Source organism: Mycobacterium shimoidei (assembly GCF_900417275.1).
In the GTDB taxonomy this organism is placed as follows: domain Bacteria; phylum Actinomycetota; class Actinomycetes; order Mycobacteriales; family Mycobacteriaceae; genus Mycobacterium; species Mycobacterium shimoidei.
Window position 1 is genome coordinate 1,519,829 of the sequence record NZ_UEGW01000001.1, and the last position, 15,751, is coordinate 1,535,579.

Genomic DNA, 15,751 nt, shown 5'->3' on the forward strand with positions numbered 1-15,751 from the left:
TGTGCAGTGTGGCGCTATCGCGCCACCGCTGGGGTGCTGTCGTGCTCGTCGGGTATGTCGTGGCGCACGACGCGCACCCTGCCCCCGGGTAGGCAGGCCATATAGCCGTGGTATTTGCCGTACAACTCCCACGCCGTCAGGTTCTCATCGCCCGCGACATCGATCCAGTGGCCAGTGGAAAACTCCAGATGCAGGTGGCCATCGTCGTCGTAGAGCGCCCGAGTGCACGTCGATCCCGAAAAATCCAACAGCGGACGCAGCACCACCGGCACATCGTTCGGATCGATGACGACCTCCTCGGGCGGGCAGTCACCCACCGGGGGCACAGTCAAGCGCAGCGGCCCCCAAATGACCAGCTCGTTGTACTCGTCGAGGTCAAGGGCGAGGCCATCCTTGACGGCGACGCGCTGCACGGCGCACCCCTCGATCCACTGGCTCAACATGATCGTCCCTTCGACGCGACGTCAGGTCCTCACCACAAAGACTACCCTTGGTAGCGCTACGCTACTGCGAGTTTCATTATCGCGGCCCTCCGATTCAGATTTTCGAGTGCTCGTCGTCACCGATCAGCAGGCGCATCGCGTGGTCGAGTCGCCGACAGACCTCGGCCGTCGACACCCGCCGGCTCAGCCAGGCGGTCAGATTTGACAACCAAACATCGCAGATAACTGTCGCGATAGCATGCTGCTCCTCGGTGGGCTCACCGCCGCTCATGGCGCGGGCCAGCATGCCTTCGAAGACGTTGGCGGCATGATCAACCTCCGCGGCCGCACTGGCGTCAGCGAACACGAACGCTCGCGTCATCGCTTCCGTCAACCCGGGATTGCGCTGCCATTCCTCGTTGACACGGTCGATCAAACGGCGCAGCCGCTGCTGCGCCGTAGCGCCGCTCGCCGCCCAGTCGTAGCTGGTGTCGAAGCGTTCGAACTCACGCCCCAGCGCCGATACCAACAGATGCACCTTGGATGGGAAGTAGCGGTAGAGCGTTCCGATGGCGATGTCAGCCCGCTCGGCGACATCCCTCATCTGAACAGCGTCATAGCCGCCCTGCGACCCAATCGCCACAACCGCATCCAGGATCAGGGCGCGACGCCCCCGCTTCGGCGTGACGGCAGACCGCAAGTCAGCGAACGCTGCCGCGTTCATGACGGCACCACATAGGAGTTGAGACATCCAGCCGACCAGTGATGCGGGTAACGCCAAGCACCTCACCGGCACCAGTCAATGGCGCCCCGGCGATCGCCGCGGCCGGCGGATCTTCTGCCGACATGGCCCGTGCTCCCCCTTGCGTCCAGCTACCTACACCAAGCACGCTACTACTAGTAGCGGTGCGCTACCAGTAGTACTAGTTTTCGGGAACCGCGCGCGGACGCGATCGAGGACATCTCGTTGGCGACGTCTTGGGGGGACACTGCGAGCAAGAACGCCAGGATGTCCGCTTTGGCGAAGTAGTTAGAAGTGGTGGGTTTAGCGATTCCGGTGCCGACTGCGGCATCTTCGAGCTCTGCTTATCTGCTGACGGTCGCGCATTGATCACGAACACTCGGAAGCGCCGCCCGCATGCCCGCCATCGCCGACATGATCGGCGCCGCCTACCTGGATCCAGAACCCTCCGCGCCGAGCCGCGACCTACACATGTGCACCTGGCGAGCCACCAACCCGCCCGATCACCACATGTATAACACCTCTTGACCAGCCCATATTCAACAAGCTGCCGCTCTCCTTACAGATAAGCCGGTCAGGTTTTGGTGCACGTCGCCCGCGACCGTAGCGGGCGCCGGCGGGTGAGCGAGATCGCCATGCTGCGCCGCGCCGACCGCCAAGTCCGCGTCGCCACGGTGTGGCATGCCGATCGTGGCGTGGCTGACGAGATCACCGAGCTACGCCGATTGCTGAGCAACCGGGATGCGGCGTGACGGGCTATCCCCTGGCTGCGATCGCGTTGGGACTGGCGCTGCTCGTGCTACCGAACTCGCCCCGTGGGCGGCTGGCGTCGCCGGACCGTTGCCGCACAACCCGGTTCCCGGCAGCGCCGTTGTTGGTCGGATGCGGGGCTGTTGTCGGCGTCGTCGGCGCGGTACTCCTGCCGGGCACCACCTTTTTGGCGGCAGCTGTACTGGCCGCGACGTGCGCCCTGCGTTGGCGGCGCCGACGCCGCGGCCGCGGTGAACGTGCCGAGAGCCGCGCCCTGGAAACCGCGATCGACGTGCTCGTCGGTGAGCTACGGGTCGGCGCGCACCCAGTGCAGGCGTTCGGCGTGGCGGCGGACGAAACCAGCGGGTCCGTCGGCGACCGTTGCCGGGCCGTGGCGGCGCGCGCCCGACTGGGCGCCGACGTCGCCGCCGGTCTGCGTAACGCGGCCCGGACGTCAGCGTTGCCCACACAGTGGGAGCGGATGGCGGTGTGCTGGCAGCTGGCCGCCGACCACGGCTTGGCGCTGTCGACGTTGATGCGCGCAGCGCAACGGGATATCGCTGAGCGACAACGCTTTTCGACACAGGTGAGTTCGGCGATGGCCGGTGCTCGCGCCACCGCCGCGATCCTGGCGTGCCTACCGGTACTCGCGGTGTTGCTCGGCCAGCTGATCGGGGCGCGACCGATGGCGTTCCTGTTGAACGGACGCGCGGGTGGCTGGCTGCTGGTGGTTGGAGTGACACTGGCGTGCGCCGGGCTGTTGTGGTCGGACCGCATCACCGACCGGGTGACGTCGTGAGTACCGCGGCGATGCTGCTGGCTGCGGCACTGCTGAGCGGTGCGGGGCCGTCGACGGTGCGGGCGCGCGCCGGCTTGCCCATCGGCAGATCACGTTCGCGGCGACGCCCGGCGCGCGGCCCTGACCCGTTGGCCGTGGCCTCGAGCCTGGATGTGCTGTCGGTCTGCCTGGCGGCGGGCATGGCCGCATCGACCGCCGCGGCCGCCACCGCCGGGGCCGCTCCGCCGCTGCTGGCCAGGTTGCTGCGCCGGGCCTCCGATCTGCTCGCCATGGGTGCCGATCCGGCCGTCGCCTGGACGGCGCCGGCGGACCTGGCGGCCGGTGCTATCGATGCGCAGACCGATGCGCTGCTTCGGCTGGCACGACGCTCGGCGTCCTCCGGGGTGGCGCTCGCCGACGGGGTGGCCGAGCTGGCCGGGCAGTGCCGCCAGGATGCCGCCCACGCGGCGACCGCGGCCGCCGAGCGGGCAGCAATCTTGATCGCCGGCCCGCTCGGCCTGTGCTTTTTGCCGGCCTTCGTCTGCTTGGGCCTGGTTCCGGTGGTCGCCGGACTGGCCGGTGAGGTACTGCAGTCGGGGCTGTTGTGAGGCGGGTTGATGAGCAACGGGAAGGCGAAGGGAGCCAAGATGCTTCGGAAGATGCATGCGCGATTGGTCTTGCTGGTCGTCGACGAGGCGGGCATGTCCACCGTCGAATACGCGATCGGCTCGGTTTACACCGTCTGAGAGGATGCCACCGTGCGTGCCCTGATCGTTGTCCGTTTGTCCCGCGTCACCGACGCTACAACCTCCCCTGAGCGGCAGTTACAAGCCTGCCGCGAGCTGTGCGCTCGGCGCGGGTACGAGGTGGTTGGGATCGCCGAGGATCTCGACGTATCGGCTGCGGCCACGTCGCCGTTTGACCGTCCGCAACTCGGCGACTGGCTGACCAACCGGCTCGGCGAGTTCGACGTTCTGGTCTTCTACCGGATGGATCGGATAGTCCGCAGGCTCCTAGACCTCGCGGACCTCATCCGCTGGTGTCAGCAGCACTCGGTCTTGGTGGTGTCAGCCACCGAGCAGTTCCTCGACCTGACTCAGCCGTTCGGCGACATCATCGCGCTCCTGGTCGCGAAGGTGGCCGAGATGGAGCTTGCAGCCATCAGCGACCGCAACGCCTCGGCTGCCCGGTACAACATTCGGGCTGGCAAGTACCGGGGAGGCATTCCGCCGTGGGGCTACCTGCCTCAGCAGGACGAGGACGGAAATTGGCGACTGGTACAGGATCCCGAGCAAGTTACGGTCATTCGGGAGGTGGTTGAGCGGGTGCTGACCGGTGAGCCGCTGCGAGCTGTTGCTCACGATCTGACGGCTCGGAAGGTGCTCACTCCGAAGGATCGGTTCGCGCAGTTGCAGGGCCGAGAGGTCAAGGGGTACCAGTGGCATTCCAGCCCGCTGAAACGGGCTCTGACGAGTCCCACGCTGTTGGGACAGATAGTGGCACGGGAACCGCTGACAGACGCCCAGGGCCGCGTCAAGCGGGATTCGAAGGGCCGCAAGGTGTTCGGTCCTGAGACGGTCGTCCGTAACGACGACGGATCGCCAGTCGTCCGGTCTGAGCCGATTCTGACCCGAGAGGTATTCGACCGGGTCGGCGCGGAGCTGGCCGACCGGGAGAACCGGAAGGAGCCGACGAAACGGTCCTCGGGTCTGTTGCTTCAGGTCATCTACTGCGGCGTCTGCGGTCGGCCGGCCTACCGGCTGAAGGGTGGCGTGGGGCGCAAGCCTCGATACCGGTGTGCCTCGGCGCAGTACCGAGATCCCTGCGGCAACAGGTCGATACCGCTGGAGTATGCAGACGAGACGGTGGAGACGCTCCTGCTCGGCGTGCTCGGCACGTCCGAGAGGTTGGAACGGGTCTGGGACTCAGGATCGGATCACTCGGCCGAGTTGGCCGAGATCGACAGCACCCTGGCGGATCTGGCGGATCAGCTCGGCTCTCCCGCCTTCCGCAAGGGCACTCCGCAGCGTGACCGCCTGGACGCCAGGATCGAGGCGCTGGCGGCACGCCAGGCCGAGCTGGCAGCCGAAGCCATCAAGCCCGCTGGCTGGACTTGGCAGCCGACTGGCGAGAAGTTCGCCGATTGGTGGGACCGGCAGGACGTGACCGCTCGCAACGTGTGGCTGCGTTCGATGGGCTTCACCCTCGGATTCGTCTACTCACTCGATGGCAAGGGGCCGACGCTGAATGTCGACTTCGCGGACCTCGAAACGCTGAGGCAGCAATTGGAGACCAGCGGACCTGCGGCCAACCTTCAGCAGGCATTCGAAGCCATGAAGGCGAACGGCATTGCCGGACTCGAATTGCGAACGGGTGAGGTGATCGTCCACCTCACGGATGGACGGACGGAGACAATTCACCACACCGGAGGAGCCGTTGACGACCAGATCGACGCCACTGACCGGAAGGGAGCGTGACGATGGGCTTCGACAGGAGTGAATGGCTCGCCGCGATCATCGCGCATTACGGCGGGGCGATGGTTACGCCGGTTGACGCCGCCACCGAGATCCTGCTCGGGAAGACCGACGCCGACAGCATGGCTGAGTCGATCAACCGCAGAGGCCGGAAGGTCGGTGATGACGTGATGGCCACGACGACGGCGGCTGATTGCGCCGACGCAGTAGAGGAGTTGATCAGCCTCGGATTCCTCGAGTCGGTGTTCTCGGCAGACTGCCCGTCCTGCGCCGAGAGTGATTGCAACGAGCACGTTCTCGAGCTGCGTCTGCCCGAGCGGCTGTAGCTGCAGCCTTAACCCAACCGACCGACCGAGCCCCGCCATCGTGCGGGGCTTTGTCATTTGACTCCGCCATGAACCGCCTCGGTGATGTTGCTCACAAATAGCCGGAACTGCCTGCAAGTAACACCTTCCCAATTAGTGGAGAGGGCGAATACTCACCTTCCCTACTAGTGGAGGGGTGTTGCAGACGCCTTCCCTATAAGCGGAGGGGTCTAAAGGACGCGTATCTATCTAGTGAAGGGGTCGAGCTCCTGACCTCGGGTCGGCGCGAAGTGTCACCTTCCTACATGTGAGGGGCCAAAAACCCCACATACTGTCGCCTGCCAGGGTGATGGGACCACTGGTTTGCCATGAGGATGGGACCAGTTCGTCTTCCGGTCACGGGCCGTGTTGATGGTGACTGACGGAGCCGTTGCCGGTCAATCCGACGCAGTCGGAGGGACCGGCTTTGGCTTTTGGCGTTGCCGGTAGGACTGGCCTTCGACGACGAGTTCGTAGGCCGCTGATTGCAGCCGGTCCATCGCTGATTGGGCCAGTAGCGGGTCGGCCATCATGGTCAGGATCTCGGGTGGTTCCCGGTTGCTGGTGATGATCGTGGAGGCCTTGCGGTGGCGCTCGACGATCAGCTCGTAGAAGTCCGTCGTTTCGGTGGCCTCCAGCCGGTGCAGCGCCAGATCATCGACGATGAGCAGTTCGACGCGATGCAGCTTGCGCATCTCGTCTTCGTAGCTGCCGTCCAGGCGTGCCCCGCGCAGGCGTTTGAACAATTTGTCGGCCCGCTCGGTGTGCACGCTGCGCCCGCGGCGGACGGCGATATGTCCTAATGCGTTGGCCAGGAACGTCTTTCCCACTCCGACCGGCCCCATGATGAGCACGTTGTAGGCATCGGCCAAAAACCGCAGCGAGGTCAGCTCGGCCCACAGCTGCTGATCGAAGGCCACCGCGGCGGAGTCGTCCCAGGCCTGCAACTGCATCGCCGGATCGAGGTGGGCGGCCTTGGCGCGTCGGGCTGCGGATTCGCGGTCGCGGCGGGTGACCTCGTCGGCGAACAGCAGCTCCAGAAAATCGTGATGCGGCAGCCGGTTGGTGCGGGCCAACGCCAACCGTTCGGGCAGGGTGTCGAGCAGCTGACCCAGCTTGAGGCGACGCATCAACGCTTTGAGGTCGGCGGAGACCTCGATCGGTTTGACCGCCGGCGCGGCGTCGGGGCGGGTGGGGCTCACGAGGGCCTCCGCACCGCGAAATCCGAACTGTGGCGCACGAACCGCGACGCCTGTGCCGGCGGTTTGGGTATCAGCGGGAGTTGTTCCCCGCCATTGCGGGTCAGGATCCGTTCGATGAGCCCGACGTCGATGACCTCGGCGTCCAGAGCGCGCCGGCAGGCATCGTCGACCGCGGCGCCGCCGTGGCGGCGCACCAACCCCAGCAACCGGTAGACCTGGCGCATCTTGGTCCACGGCAACGGATGCTCGAGCACCGCGGACGCATACGTGCCCACATAAGCGCCGTGCGCGGCGGCCTTGCGCTGCAGCGTGGTGATGTCACGCATGGCATAGACCGACACCTCCGAGGGCAGATCAGCCGGATCGGTGTGACGGCGGCCGGGCGCCACCCGCGGGTGGACCTTGATCAGCTCACCACGCCAGTACAGCTTCACCGAGTGCGCATCGGCGCGGGCAGCGATGCGCTTGCCGATCAACTCACCGGGCACGCTGTAGAGCGCCTTGGCGACCTGCACATGCCGATCCGGGGCCACCTTCGGGTGCGTCCAGACCGGAACGTCGAACACGGTGTCGGGCACCGGCTTCAGCGCCGGGAGTTCGTCAGCGGTGAACACCTCGGCCGGACGAAGCCGGGTGGTGCCATGGATGCGCATCCCCGCGGTATCGCGACACCACTGCTCGGCGCGGCTACGACAGTCATCGAGATCCCGGAAGTCTTCTCCGGCATAGAAATTCGACCGCACATAGGACACCATGCGCTCCACCCGCGGCTTATCTTTCGGGCTGCGGACCCGCGCCGGATCGATCGCGAACCCACGCGACTGGGCGTACTCACGGAAGGAATCATTGAGCCGGGGCTCGGTGGCATCAGCGGCGATGACGATGGCCTTCATGTTGTCCGGTATCACCACCGAAAACACCCCACCGAAGAACTTCCACGCCGCCTCAAACCCGGCGACCACATCGGCTAGGGTCTGGCGGTAGGTGGGCCAGACGAACATGTGCCGTGAGTACACCGCGGTAAAGATCAACCCGTGCACCACCCGACGGCGACCATCGCTAGCGTCGGTGAGCATGCCGAGCCGCCCGAAGTCAACCTGCACCTCCGCGCCGGGTTCACAATCGGCCACCGGCACCGTGGCCTGGCGCCGACCGAAGTCCAATTCAGTTGTGGCATAACGATTCAGAGTCCGATACGACACCACCACACCCCGACGTCCCAACAAGGTGTGGACCTTGGTCAACGTCAGCCCGTCTTTGAGCCAGGCCTTGATCCGTTCATGCTCGGCGGCGATAGCTTCCCATGCCAGGCTCTTGCCGGCCGGCCGATGCGGGCGAACCTCGGCGATCACCGCCGCGATCAACTCATCAGACAGCTGACACTCACCGCCGTCACGGTCGAGCCCACACGCCCGCGCCCGATCGACATACCGGCGCACCGTCTTACGGTCGGTTCCCGATAGCCGGGCCACCTCCCGCAATCCCCGCCCCTGCAACCACAGCCGCAGCATCTCCACAACCTCGATCACCGACACCTCCCGGTAGCTCATTTGGCCAATACAGCGGCTCAACAACCGGAAGACCCGAAGCCACGCCGGGGTGGTCCCATAACTGGCAAAACGCCAGCCAGGTGGTCCCATCAATGGCAAACAGGTGGTCCCATGCTCATGGCAAAACCAGCACTGAAGTGGTCCCATTCACCTGGCAGCCGACAACATACACGTATCTACATAGTGAGGGCCTAGGGGAAGGCCCTCGCCCCAAACTTTGCGTGCAGCTCGGCGGTCACCCCACCGCCTGAAGCGCCGCGAGACGGGACGGTCAGACCCGTCCCTCTGAGGGATCGACCTCCGGTCGTTCCTGACGGTGCCAGCCCCAGGCACCGGCTGACGGTCGGCAGTCTCCCCCGACCGTCACAGACTTCCCGCTGGTCTACCTGCTCCAGCGGTGAGCCGCCTGCATCACCCAGGCGGATAAGGGACGCGGCCATACGTCCCGTTACCGATGAGGATCGGGGTCACCGAGAGCCCGCGCTGATGTACTGGACATTGCGGCAGCGCGGGTCTCTCTCCTCTTGCCAGAACTGGACTACGTTCTGGCTCTTTTTATTTGACTCAAACCATGCACGCGCATGGCGCACGAGAAAGGAGGGCACATGCCCGCCAACCGGTGCCCTCAAGGGCATGAGATTCGATCCGCCGCCGACCGCGACAAGTTCGGCTACTGCCGCAAGTGCAAGGCCGAACGCGAGCGACGACGCCGCGTAGGCAACAGCGCCGCGCTGATGGTCGTCCGAGCCTTCGAGGCCGCTGGAGTGCGGTTCGAGCACGACGGAGTGCCCGTCGCACCCGCCGAGGTAGCCAAAGCCCTAGCCGAGCTATACGAGGCTGGCGCGCTCCCAGAGCTGCCCTGATTTACCCCGGCCCCAGGTGGGCCGGTCCCACATCGCCCAGGAGGCGAACCCCGCGACAAACGTCGCCGGGACAATTCAACCGAGAGGGAAGAGATGAAAGCCGCACCTACGCAACAGGAACTACCTGAGCCGGTGCAGAGGTTGATACGCAACCTCCGATCCGAAGCAAAGGACTACCGCAAGCAGCGCACCTACGCGCGGCAGGAGACCGCGCAGGCTCGCCTGGAGGCGGCACGCTACCGAGTTGAACGTAACGAGGCACGCGCCGAGCTGGCCGCTCTCCGCGCCGAGCTGGAGGCAGCTCGCCGAAATGGCTAGTCGCAACCTAGTTCAGCACCACGGAGAACGCGGGGCTCACGGCCCCGGTGGAGGGAAGTTGTACGCAGGAATCCCGATGGCGCTTGCCCGTGACGGCAAGCTCTCGCCGTACGCACGAGCCGTGGCTCTCTACGTCTGGTCGCATGACGAGAAGTGGCAGCAGTCGGCCGCCGCCGTCGCCGAGGCGATTGGTTTGAACCGGAAGACCGTCGCAGCAGCACTGGACGAGCTGCAGGGGCGCGGCTGGCTCGTCCGGGAGATCCACTACAACCCCGGCAAGAGCCGTCCAGCTTGGGAGCGCTGGCACCTGCAGATGACGAACCGACCGTTCACCCCGGACGAGATCCGGGAGTTGAGTGCCACCGAGGGTGTCCGTCCCACGGACACGTTGACGGGGGAGGTGTCCGCCACACGGACACATAGGTGTCCGTCCCACGGTCACATGGATGGGTACCAGACGGACACCATAGGAATGGATTCCAGGAATGCACCAGAAGTGCATTCCAGTAATGCAAGAACTGATCAGGACGAGACCGGCCTTGAGAGCCGGTCTCTTGCGGTTGAGGGATTAGAGGCAACCGGAAAGGTTGCCGATAGTCGGAGCCCTAAGAAGGGCTCCTCCTGTGAGGCTGCCTCAACGCTGGCAGCCGAACAGCCGGCCAATCGGCAGGCTGTTCCTTCAACCGCAACCGGAGGTGCCTCCGAGGCACCGGAGGGGCTTGTCGGTCTACGACCTCCAACCGCCACCGGGTCACCGTTCGATGACCCGTGGGCTGAGCCACCCGCTTGGGTGGCTAAGGCGCGAGCACGCGAGGGACGCGCTTCACAGAATCTGGAACCCGCAACCGCAGCCACGACGTGGTCGCACGGCGACCCGTGGGCCTGACAACCGAACACCCCAACCGCGAGCCCTGGCCCAACCGCCGGGGCTCTCGTCGTCTCGGCTCTGCCTACGGCAGAGCCTGACGCCCACCACAGATAGGAGACACACATGCAGAGCCGACTGGAACAAGCCGTACTGGCAGCAGCAGAAGGCCAATCGCCGCCGAAGGTTTGGCACCTCGGCCCGAAGGCCGGAGTCACCCTCGGAGACGGCCCGAACCCGTTCGACGGAGCCGTCCTGAGCGCCTGGGAGAGCCGGTGAGCTACCGACCTGAGCTGACATTCGAGGAGTGGTACGCCAAACACGGTCAGCCATACGAGGCTGCCGTGATCGCCAACGACGGCGTGCCGTGGCCGATGGACCCAGAGAAGCGAGCGGCTGTAGCCGAGCGCCTCGGGCTCCCCGAAGACGCCGACCCGATGGAACTGAGGCGTGCCCTATGGCACCGCCGCAACCGATGAGAGACGACCATGAGCGAAGACACCAACGAGAACGCTGTCCAGACAACTCACGAAGGCGCTGAGAGCGTCGCTGACGGACTTTCGGCCCCACCCGAGGGGGAAGGTCCGGGGAACGACTTCGAAAGCCCCAAGGGCAATAAGGAGGAGCGGTTCCGCAAGGAGCGTAACGAGGCCCGCGAGGCTTTGGCCGCAGCCGAGGAGCGCATTCAGCGGATGCAACGCGCCGAGGTCGAGCGCCTGGCCTCCGATGGGCTGAGTCATCCGGCTGATCTGTTCAGCCTCAGCGGAAACGAGTTGGCCGACTATCTCACCGAGGACGGAGACGTGGACCCCGAGAAGGTGGCGGCTGACGTGGCCGCGATCCTCGCCGAGCGGCCGGGTCTGCGGAAGCAGACTCCCGGTTACGACCCGTCCCAGGGGCGCGGCGGCAGGCCCCCGGCGAAGCGCGAGCCGAAGAGTCTGGGAGACGTAATCCGGTTCTGACTTACTCAAGAGCTGACGCCCGGAGCTGTCGACCGTAGGTCGAACTCTGAGCACCGTTCGCGGTTGTAGAACCGCACCGGACTAGACCGTAGGTCTAGCCCGGAGACAGTATTCCATTGCGGCCCTTGGTATCTGTGCCAAGGGCCTTACTCATGTCCGTAGGAGGACAAACATGGCAATGCAGCATTCGAGCACCAACGACGCCTTCACCCCGCAGGACTTCGGCAAGCTGCTGAACACCGCGCTGGAGTCGGAGTCGGTCGCCCTTCAGGTTTCGTCGGTCGTCAAGACCGGCAAGGTCTCGATGACCTTCCCGATCTGGGACGAGGATCCGGCCGTGAACTGGCTGACCGAGCTGGGCACCATCGTCGCCACCGACGGCAACACCGAAGGTGTGACGGTCACCCCGAGCAAGGTCGGCGGCATCACCCGCCTGTCGAACGAACTCGCGGATGACAGCTCCCCCGAGGTGGCAGAGCTGGCGGTGCGCGGTCTGGTCAACCAGATCAGCCACGCCATCGACACCGCGTTCGTCGGCAACACGACGACGAACGGCCCGTCCGGTCTCCTGTCGATCACGCCGTCTGTGGTCGATACCGGCGCGGCGATCACGAACACCGATCCGTTCGTCCAGGCCGTCTTCGCGGCTAAGGCCGTGGGCGCCAAGCTGACTCACTGGCTGATGGCCCCGAGCACGGCCGAGACGCTGGCGAAGATCAAGAAGGCTGAGGCTTCGAACGAGTCGCTGATCGCGTTCGACGCTCGCGGCGAGCTGTCGGTCCTGGGCCTGCCGGTTCTGACGCTCCCGTCCGTGGACGAGGACACGCTGTTCTGGGGTATCCCGAGCGACCGTGTCGTGACCGTGCTCCGCAAGGACGCCGAGGTCACTCGGTCGAAGGACTCCGGGTTCTACAACGACGCGCTCGACGTTCGTGCGATCACCCGTGTCGGTGTTGGCTTCCTGCACGAAGCCGCTGTCGTTCGCGGTTACGACGCCGCCTGATCGAATCCCCGACGGGGACGGCCAGATCCGCCGTCCCCCGAGGGGTCAGATCCGCTTGTTCTCGATGTTATTGGAGACGCCTTCGAGGACATCCTCGTAGGAGCTACCGGTTCCTTCGATCAGGATCTCGGCAACGTCCTTCAAGCCCATCGCCAGCTCCATCAGTTGCTCGTAGTTTCCGACTTGAAACATGAACTCGCCCATGCCAGCCGCTGGGCCCAGACCCTTACCCGCATCACTCAAACCCTCACGTAAGAAGTCAACCGCCTTCTGCGCTTGGTCGGCCCTCATCTTCGGCCATCTTGCATTGTCAGACACCGTTGCCCTCGCCTCCTGAGGAATTCACTCGGTACGTCACAGTCAGAGCTTCCACTCGCGTTCTATCCGGTCTATCTCTCCGGTGAATACGTCTTTGAAGTGCCGATGATTGTCAGGCGGCACGATGCTCGTCCGTTGTCGCTCTAGACGCTCGACGGTCTCCGGTTTCATGTTCGGCCGCAGCGTCTCATACCAGTTGCTGTTGAGCGCCAGCACGAAATCGTGTCCCTCGTATGTCACACCTTCTCGCCACGCCTTAACCAAGTCGCGCCTGTGCTGACGGTCAGACCGCCGCTTCTCGATGCCCCAATTCACCCACGGCGCGATTACCGAGCCGAGCGCCCCAGTAGCCAACCCCGCTACACCGCCAATGACTGCTGCCCAGACTTCCGAGGCCATTGCAACCCCCGCCCTTGTTCGATGACCGAGCTTCACCGTAGCGATGAGAACCAACCGATCTGATGGACGACACGAACTCGAACTCAGGCATGAGAGAACCGCCAGCGAGAGCATCGTAGGAATTAGCGGCTCGCGAGAGCCGGCGAGGATTATCTGCAGCTCAAAGCTGTTGCCCGCTGACAAGTGGGCTTCGCTGCGGACCCCAGGGGGCATCCCCTCCCCACCCCTTCCCGACCGGTCGGTTATGCGGGTGAGAAATCCGATTAAACTTAAACCCCTATTTTTCGAGAGTCAGTAAGTTATGAAAAACATGCGTGTACCTGCAGGTTTGCAGAAAAACGGTAAGGCTTTATGGCGGAAAATCACCGCAGAGTTCTACCTGGAAAACGAGCCAGACCGGCTCGAATTGCTATTCCAAGCGTGCAAAGTAGCCGATCAAATCGCGGAGCTGGACGAGGCAGCCGCCGAGGCCCCGCTGACCGTGCGGGGCTCGATGGGTCAGCCGGTGATCTCCCCGTTCATCGCTGAGGCCCGCGTTCAGCGCGGGCTCCTGGCTCAGCTCCTGGCGCGGATGAACTTCGCGGAGACCGAGGACTGATGTCCAGAGCTGGACGCAAGACCAGACGCCGCCGCACGGCAGCTACGAAACCATCCCCCAGCGGGTCTATGGCTGAGATCTTTCGGCAACGATTCATGAGTCCCCCGCGTTCGCACGCGGAGTTCCTCGCAGAAATGCGAGCCAAGCAAGCCGCAGGGCTGCTGGCCAACCCAGCCACCGCCGCACTACTAGACCGACTAGAGAGGGCCATCTAATGGCATACGCGAAAGCGACTGACGTACAGGCGATCTACGGCAAGTCGCTGACCGCCGAAGAGACGGCGCTCGTCAACCGCCGGCTCGAGCAGGTAGAACGCAAGATCCTCCGCAGGATCCCGGACCTGGCCGACCAGATCGCCGAAGGCGACATCGACCAGGACGACGTGATCGACATCGAGGCCGAGGCCGTGCTGCGGGTCATTCGCAACCCCGAGGGTCTCTTCAGCGAGCAGGACGGCAGCTACGGCTACCAACTGTCGCGAGAGGCTGCCGACAACAGCCTCCGCATCACCGCCGAGGAGTGGGAACGCCTCGGGGTCAAGCCGAGCAAGATGTTCCAGATCGTCCCGAACATCGGAGGCCGCTGATGAGCCTCCTGCACCGAGGAACCGATCAGGTCACCGTCTACCCCGAGATACTGACCATCGACTCAGACGGCAACAAAATGACGAAACCCGGCACGGTCGGAGTCGTCTGCCGCGCCGTCGTGCAACCGCTGTCGTCCACCGAGAACGACGACGGGACCACCTCGAGGTATCGGCTACGGCTGGTCGGATACCGCGATCTGCTGGGCGCTCAGAGCGCCGTCGAGTGGAACGGCAAGCGGTACGCCATCGACGGGGATCCGAAGATCTACAACGGCAGCCGCCGAACAGCTCATGTCGACTACGTCATGGTCCGGCGATGAAACGCAAACACGCGGGAGTCGGTGTTTGCGTTGTCGCTGGTAACGCTGGTGGCGACTTTCCGTCACAAACACGGTTCGGTGAGGCGGCCGAGTGGTATAGCAGTAGAGAACGGCCTAAGCTCGGGTACTCCGACGGCATGTCGGAGGTCGGAGGGAGGATTGCAGCATGACCGTCCTCCAGCTGGTAAGGGGCGACGAGAAGGGACTCGAGCCGCTACCCAACCCAGATCAGCTCCAACCTGTGCAGATTTTTCGGCAGCGTAAAGACGCCTTTCTGGCTGGTTCGGATGACCTCATCTCGATTGCCTTTCACCTGGGTCAAACCGACTTTCGCGTGCTCGACTTCCACATTGTGGACCGATTCTTTGTTCGTGTTGCGGAGGAAGAAAGAGAATGGCTGTCGGGTGAACTTATCCAGCTCATAGAAGCGGGTAAATGGCAATCACTGTGGGATTTCGTCGATCGACACATGTCTGGGCGATTCGTGGAGCAAGTCCAGTTCCTTAGTGGAGCTGACAACCATCTTTCAATAGCGCAGCAAGGCGTTGTCAACGCAAATGAGGAAGATCTCGCCTCACTTCGGAAGGGTCTGACCGGAGTCGACCCAGGCCTGTGACCTCCAAACTACGCGAGTGGATCTTCGAGACGTCGAAGTTCGCTTCGGCGGTGGTGACTTTCTGGCTACTTTCGTTCGTGCCTTTTGAGTTGAAATTCACCAACGGGAAACTCCTGGAGATGCTAATTGAGGCTGTCGTAGCCTCAACGCTGGCTTTCGTGTTCTGGGGCTTTGTTGTTGGTCGGCCCACCGTCGAACTCCACTGGAGAACTGCGGAGACTTATCAGCCGGAAAGCGGTCGCCCTACGCTCGCTCCCAACCAGAGCGTGAACGTTCAGATTCACGTAACCGGTGAAACGTGGATGTGTAAAGCGATCCGGAAATGCACCGAGGGCCGACAGTGCGAATTGGAACTCGACTTTCGTCCCTACGGCTCACACTTGGTCGTCATCCAGACTCGGCGCAACACGCCTGCGCGGCTGAATGCAACCGGGACAGGAGTGATCTTCACCGGCCTTAGTGCCCGTAGCGGCTTTCAAGCCGTGTCCGAGATCCAAATCGTCCGCGACGGTGCCTTTACTGTCTCGAATCCAATGGAACTGGAAATAACACAGCGTTGGTCGCCGCCTCTTGCGAGGTGTTGCCCTAAGCTCCTCAAGGTTAAGGCGGGTGTAGATGGCTTCCACTTGAGGGGGAGGTAG

General features: G+C 64.0%; 25 protein-coding genes. 19 read left to right on the forward strand and 6 right to left on the reverse strand.

What is annotated here, in order from left to right; translation table 11 throughout:
* Positions 1–14: 14 nt before the first annotated feature.
* On the reverse strand, positions 15–443 hold the full coding sequence (locus MSP7336_RS07305) for a DUF6188 family protein (RefSeq protein ID WP_084264198.1): 429 nt from the start codon (positions 441–443) through the stop codon (positions 15–17).
* 94 nt (positions 444–537) lie between these two features.
* Positions 538–1,146 (reverse strand): TetR family transcriptional regulator, encoded by a 609-nt coding sequence (locus MSP7336_RS07310; RefSeq protein WP_084249069.1) that lies wholly within the window; start codon positions 1,144–1,146, stop codon positions 538–540.
* Positions 1,147–1,560: 414 nt separating this feature from the next.
* Between MSP7336_RS07310 and MSP7336_RS24470 the strand changes: the two genes are divergently transcribed.
* From MSP7336_RS24470 to MSP7336_RS07335, 7 genes are all read left to right on the forward strand, one after another.
* Entirely contained in the window at positions 1,561–1,692 is a 132-nt protein-coding gene (locus tag MSP7336_RS24470) for a hypothetical protein (RefSeq protein ID WP_280524360.1), read from the forward strand.
* A 92-nt stretch (positions 1,693–1,784) separates the two neighbouring features.
* On the forward strand, positions 1,785–1,916 hold the full coding sequence (locus MSP7336_RS24475; protein ID WP_280524361.1) for a hypothetical protein: 132 nt from the start codon (positions 1,785–1,787) through the stop codon (positions 1,914–1,916).
* Entirely contained in the window at positions 1,913–2,713 is an 801-nt protein-coding gene (locus tag MSP7336_RS07315; RefSeq protein ID WP_113963390.1) for a type II secretion system F family protein, read from the forward strand. The genes MSP7336_RS24475 and MSP7336_RS07315 overlap by 4 nt, the downstream gene beginning before the upstream one ends.
* Positions 2,710–3,300 carry a type II secretion system F family protein gene (locus tag MSP7336_RS07320; RefSeq protein WP_181786624.1) on the forward strand — a complete coding sequence of 197 codons (591 nt, stop codon included), beginning with the start codon at positions 2,710–2,712 and terminating at the stop codon, positions 3,298–3,300. The genes MSP7336_RS07315 and MSP7336_RS07320 overlap by 4 nt, the downstream gene beginning before the upstream one ends.
* Before the next feature lie 9 nt (positions 3,301–3,309).
* Complete coding sequence (locus MSP7336_RS24480; protein WP_280524362.1) at positions 3,310–3,438, forward strand: hypothetical protein; 129 nt, start codon at positions 3,310–3,312, stop codon at positions 3,436–3,438.
* 12 nt (positions 3,439–3,450) lie between these two features.
* Positions 3,451–5,169 (forward strand): recombinase family protein, encoded by a 1,719-nt coding sequence (locus MSP7336_RS07330; protein WP_113963391.1) that lies wholly within the window; start codon positions 3,451–3,453, stop codon positions 5,167–5,169.
* Between the two features lie 2 nt (positions 5,170–5,171).
* On the forward strand, positions 5,172–5,492 hold the full coding sequence (locus MSP7336_RS07335) for a hypothetical protein (protein ID WP_113963392.1): 321 nt from the start codon (positions 5,172–5,174) through the stop codon (positions 5,490–5,492).
* A 416-nt stretch (positions 5,493–5,908) separates the two neighbouring features.
* On the opposite strand, the gene MSP7336_RS07340 is transcribed toward MSP7336_RS07335, so the two are convergent.
* Complete coding sequence (locus tag MSP7336_RS07340; protein WP_113963002.1) at positions 5,909–6,712, reverse strand: ATP-binding protein; 804 nt, start codon at positions 6,710–6,712, stop codon at positions 5,909–5,911.
* A complete protein-coding gene (gene istA, locus MSP7336_RS07345) occupies positions 6,709–8,262 on the reverse strand; it encodes an IS21 family transposase (RefSeq protein WP_113963393.1) in 1,554 nt (517 codons plus the stop codon). The genes MSP7336_RS07340 and istA overlap by 4 nt, the downstream gene beginning before the upstream one ends.
* A gap of 605 nt (positions 8,263–8,867) precedes the next feature.
* Here istA and MSP7336_RS07350 point away from each other — a divergent pair.
* The 7 genes from MSP7336_RS07350 to MSP7336_RS07375 all read left to right on the forward strand — a co-directional run bounded on the left by MSP7336_RS07350 (position 8,868) and on the right by MSP7336_RS07375 (position 12,273).
* Complete coding sequence (locus MSP7336_RS07350; protein WP_113964818.1) at positions 8,868–9,125, forward strand: hypothetical protein; 258 nt, start codon at positions 8,868–8,870, stop codon at positions 9,123–9,125.
* A gap of 93 nt (positions 9,126–9,218) precedes the next feature.
* On the forward strand, positions 9,219–9,443 hold the full coding sequence (locus MSP7336_RS07355; protein ID WP_113963394.1) for a hypothetical protein: 225 nt from the start codon (positions 9,219–9,221) through the stop codon (positions 9,441–9,443).
* 76 nt (positions 9,444–9,519) lie between these two features.
* Positions 9,520–10,329 (forward strand): helix-turn-helix domain-containing protein, encoded by an 810-nt coding sequence (locus MSP7336_RS24645; RefSeq protein WP_181786626.1) that lies wholly within the window; start codon positions 9,520–9,522, stop codon positions 10,327–10,329.
* A gap of 105 nt (positions 10,330–10,434) precedes the next feature.
* Complete coding sequence (locus MSP7336_RS23745) at positions 10,435–10,587, forward strand: hypothetical protein (protein WP_181786628.1); 153 nt, start codon at positions 10,435–10,437, stop codon at positions 10,585–10,587.
* Positions 10,584–10,787: a hypothetical protein gene (locus tag MSP7336_RS07365; RefSeq protein WP_113963396.1), complete on the forward strand. Its 204-nt coding sequence runs from the start codon at positions 10,584–10,586 to the stop codon at positions 10,785–10,787. Before MSP7336_RS23745 ends, MSP7336_RS07365 begins: the two co-directional genes overlap by 4 nt.
* Positions 10,788–10,796: 9 nt before the next feature.
* Positions 10,797–11,270: a hypothetical protein gene (locus tag MSP7336_RS07370; RefSeq protein ID WP_113963397.1), complete on the forward strand. Its 474-nt coding sequence runs from the start codon at positions 10,797–10,799 to the stop codon at positions 11,268–11,270.
* 172 nt (positions 11,271–11,442) lie between these two features.
* The gene (locus MSP7336_RS07375; protein WP_113963398.1) at positions 11,443–12,273 is read left to right on the forward strand and encodes a phage major capsid protein; all 831 of its coding nucleotides are present in this window, start codon (positions 11,443–11,445) and stop codon (positions 12,271–12,273) included.
* 45 nt (positions 12,274–12,318) lie between these two features.
* Here MSP7336_RS07375 and MSP7336_RS07380 read toward each other — a convergent pair whose 3' ends face one another.
* A complete protein-coding gene (locus MSP7336_RS07380; protein WP_113963399.1) occupies positions 12,319–12,564 on the reverse strand; it encodes a hypothetical protein in 246 nt (81 codons plus the stop codon).
* Between the two features lie 69 nt (positions 12,565–12,633).
* Positions 12,634–12,990 carry a hypothetical protein gene (locus MSP7336_RS07385; protein ID WP_113963400.1) on the reverse strand — a complete coding sequence of 119 codons (357 nt, stop codon included), beginning with the start codon at positions 12,988–12,990 and terminating at the stop codon, positions 12,634–12,636.
* A gap of 310 nt (positions 12,991–13,300) precedes the next feature.
* Between MSP7336_RS07385 and MSP7336_RS07390 the strand changes: the two genes are divergently transcribed.
* The 5 genes from MSP7336_RS07390 to MSP7336_RS07410 all read left to right on the forward strand — a co-directional run bounded on the left by MSP7336_RS07390 (position 13,301) and on the right by MSP7336_RS07410 (position 15,751).
* Entirely contained in the window at positions 13,301–13,588 is a 288-nt protein-coding gene (locus MSP7336_RS07390) for a hypothetical protein (RefSeq protein WP_113964819.1), read from the forward strand.
* Positions 13,589–13,802: 214 nt separating this feature from the next.
* Positions 13,803–14,174 carry a Gp19/Gp15/Gp42 family protein gene (locus MSP7336_RS07395; RefSeq protein ID WP_113963401.1) on the forward strand — a complete coding sequence of 124 codons (372 nt, stop codon included), beginning with the start codon at positions 13,803–13,805 and terminating at the stop codon, positions 14,172–14,174.
* On the forward strand, positions 14,174–14,494 hold the full coding sequence (locus MSP7336_RS07400) for a hypothetical protein (RefSeq protein WP_113963402.1): 321 nt from the start codon (positions 14,174–14,176) through the stop codon (positions 14,492–14,494). The genes MSP7336_RS07395 and MSP7336_RS07400 overlap by 1 nt, the downstream gene beginning before the upstream one ends.
* Positions 14,495–14,660: 166 nt before the next feature.
* Positions 14,661–15,110 (forward strand): hypothetical protein, encoded by a 450-nt coding sequence (locus MSP7336_RS07405; protein ID WP_113963403.1) that lies wholly within the window; start codon positions 14,661–14,663, stop codon positions 15,108–15,110.
* The gene (locus tag MSP7336_RS07410) at positions 15,107–15,751 is read left to right on the forward strand and encodes a hypothetical protein (RefSeq protein ID WP_113963404.1); all 645 of its coding nucleotides are present in this window, start codon (positions 15,107–15,109) and stop codon (positions 15,749–15,751) included. The genes MSP7336_RS07405 and MSP7336_RS07410 overlap by 4 nt, the downstream gene beginning before the upstream one ends.